The 2,888-nt window shown below is 44.6% G+C and carries 2 protein-coding genes; both read left to right on the forward strand.

Annotation, left to right across the window (positions count from 1 at the left end; all coding sequences use genetic code 11):
- Nucleotides 1–99 precede the first annotated feature (99 nt).
- Nucleotides 100–2,244, forward strand: a complete 2,145-nt coding sequence (locus AWU74_RS04795) for a type III restriction endonuclease subunit R (protein WP_162504830.1) — start codon at nucleotides 100–102, stop codon at nucleotides 2,242–2,244.
- Nucleotides 2,245–2,263: 19 nt separating this feature from the next.
- Nucleotides 2,264–2,398, forward strand: a complete 135-nt coding sequence (locus tag AWU74_RS12665) for an antitoxin AF2212-like protein (protein WP_238580167.1) — start codon at nucleotides 2,264–2,266, stop codon at nucleotides 2,396–2,398.
- Nucleotides 2,399–2,888 lie beyond the last annotated feature (490 nt).

Below are 2,888 nucleotides of genomic sequence, written 5' to 3' on the forward strand. Positions count from 1 at the left end.
TTCAGGTGCTGTTAACCGGGGGCAACGATAAAGACATTTTTGGAAAACCGTTTGTCGTGGGGATAGGCTGCTTTGTTGCAAATTTGCCACGCTATAAGCATGGCCATTACGGTAGTTTTGCCGCCACCGGTACAGAAAAAACGAGGCGTAGACAAACGGGGAGTAAAAAGCAATGAAGCCTATGCCCGTGAAGTCTTGGGCACTATCGCCAATGCTCAGAATATTCTAGTAATCAACGACGAAGCCCACCACGCATGGCGTATAAATCCCGAAACAAAAGTAAAACTATCCAAAGAAGAAAAGGAACTTGAAAAAGAAGCCACCATTTGGGTCAGCGGCTTAGACCGTATCCACGCCGCCCGGAAGATATTAACCTGTTATGATTTTTCCGCTACCCCTTTTGCGCCTTCCGGTAAAAAAAACGATACCGAAGCCCTCTTTAGTTGGATTGTAACCGACTTTGGCCTTAATGACGGTATTGAGTCCGGCTTAGTAAAAACTCCCCGTGTGGTAGTTCGTGATGACGGAACCCCGGACGCAAAAACGTTCCGCTCAAAACTCTACCATATCTATACTGACGCATCCGTTAAAGATGATATTAACCGAAAAGCGGAACCGGAAGAACCCTTGCCCGATTTGATTACCCAAGCCTATTATCTTTTAGGCAAAGACTGGCTGGAAACTTTTAAGGATTGGCAGAAGAACAAAGCCGCAACGTCTCCCGTAATGATAACCGTGGCAAACCGCACCGAAACCGCTGCTCGGATAAAATACGCCTTTGAGCATAAACGTATTCCGGTAGACGAATTATGTGAACCCGATTATTTAATTCATATTGATTCAAAAACCCTTGAGAAAGCCGAGAGCCGGGAAACCTCCGACCTTGACGATACTTCCCCTGATACCGAAGGCGAGGAAGCCGAAAAGAAATATAGCAAAAAAGATGCCGCCGCGATTCTCCGTGATACTGTTAATACCGTAGGGCAAAAAGGAAAGCGGGGCGAACACATAAGAAATGTCATATCCGTTAGCATGCTTACCGAAGGGTGGGACGCAAAAACAGTAACCCACATTTTAGGTTTACGCGCCTTTTCCAGTCAGTTGCTTTGCGAACAGGTCGTAGGCCGGGGACTCCGCCGCACTTCCTATGACATTGAAAAAGATATGAAAGAAGGCAAAGCCCCAATGTATACCCCCGAATATGTAAACATTTTCGGCATTCCCTTTACCTTCCTTCCCCACGAAACCGAGGAAGGCGGGGGCGGTTATCCCCCTAAACCAAAAACAACGATAGAAGCTCTGAGTGACCGGAGAAAATTTGAAATAAACTGGCCCAACATTATCCGCATAAACCGGGAACTAAACCCGAAATTGCATATTGATATTTCTAAAATCCCAACCCTCACCCTTGACGCTTCCCAAACCCGCCTCCGGGCAGATATGTCTCCCATTTTGAACGGTCAAGCCGATTTACAAAAATGTACCGACATAGATTTACAGAAGCTTGAAGCCGGTTTGCGCCTACAGCGTATTGTATTTCTTGCCGCCGGTGAAGTGTATGAAATGATGAAGGATAAAACCACAGCCACTTGGGAACATGAAGGCACAAAATTTGCGCTCTTAGGGCAGATAATCATTATTGTGGAACAGTATCTTAAATTCGGTAAAATCGTAGTAGAACCCGTTTTATTTGAAACAAACCCCTTGCGCCGGAAAATACTGTGTATGGCTAATATGAATTTGATAGTCCAGCATCTATGGAGTTATATCAGGTTTAAACACTCAGAGAAAATTATCCCTGTTTTTGACCCCAATAAAAAGGTCCGTTCTACCGCCGATATGTCGACGTGGTATACCATTAAACCAAATTTCCCGACTAAAAAATCCCATATTAGCAATTGCGTATTTGACAGTACGTGGGAAGCCGCCGAAAGTTATGTATTAGAAAAGAATTCCCGCGTAAAAACATGGGTAAAGAATGACCATGTCGGTTTTGAAATCGGCTATATGTATAACGGCGTATTCCGCAAATACTATCCCGATTATCTTATAAAACTGGATAACGGTAAAATCCTTGTTCTCGAAACAAAAGGTCAGGACAGCCCTATAGCGCGAGGAAAACGAAAAGCCCTCAACGAATGGATAGAAGCCGTAAACTCCATACAAGATTATGGCGTATGGTGCAGCGATATTTCTTTCAATATCGCCGATGTTGACGGCATAATCGAAAAACATTTAAAATAGCAGTCAGGAGGCTGTCATGTTGGTAACAGTTCAAGGTTTCTTTGAAGGCGGTAAATTTATCCCAAGTGAACCGGTAAAAATACCGGAATACAAAAAGGTGATTTTAACCATTCTGGATGAAGATACAGAAAAGACAGCTAAAATGGCTGCATAGAAAGAATGCTTGCGACTTCTTGATGAAAGCATGGACGAGGAAGTCCCGGACTTTCCCCGTGCCAATCTGCACCGGAAAGTTGAAATATGACAGTATATTCTTTAGACACAAATATAATTTCATTTACCTTTGCCAATTGAAAGCCTCTCGTCTTGTCGTTAAGTAATTGTCCGTTTAGTTCATAAGTAGTGAGGGGGATAAGTAAACGGCGGAGCAATTAGAAAGCGGCGCTGCCCTTCAGGTCTACGCCGAATTTGATATCTTCCAAGAGGTCACGCCGACCATTTGCCACCCGCTTTTCCCTTAACTTGCCGCTACGCCGCGAAGAGGCTTTGCTTTTTTTGCTTTACCTACACGCCTTCGCCCACAAGCAAAGCATAGGGGCAAAATCTTTCTGCCGCGTTCTTTGAAGGACGTTCGACTACCGCCGAACGCACTCGGCTGGCTTATTTCGGGAAGGCGGTGTATTTTATCCCTATGAAAACACCCC

Source organism: Treponema endosymbiont of Eucomonympha sp., assembly GCF_001028545.1.

Excerpts from the sequence above, each read along its gene's own strand:
- AWU74_RS04795 (WP_162504830.1), top strand. The coding sequence starts at position 100 with ATGGCCATTACGGTAGTTTTGCCGCCACCGGTACAGAAAAAACGAGGC.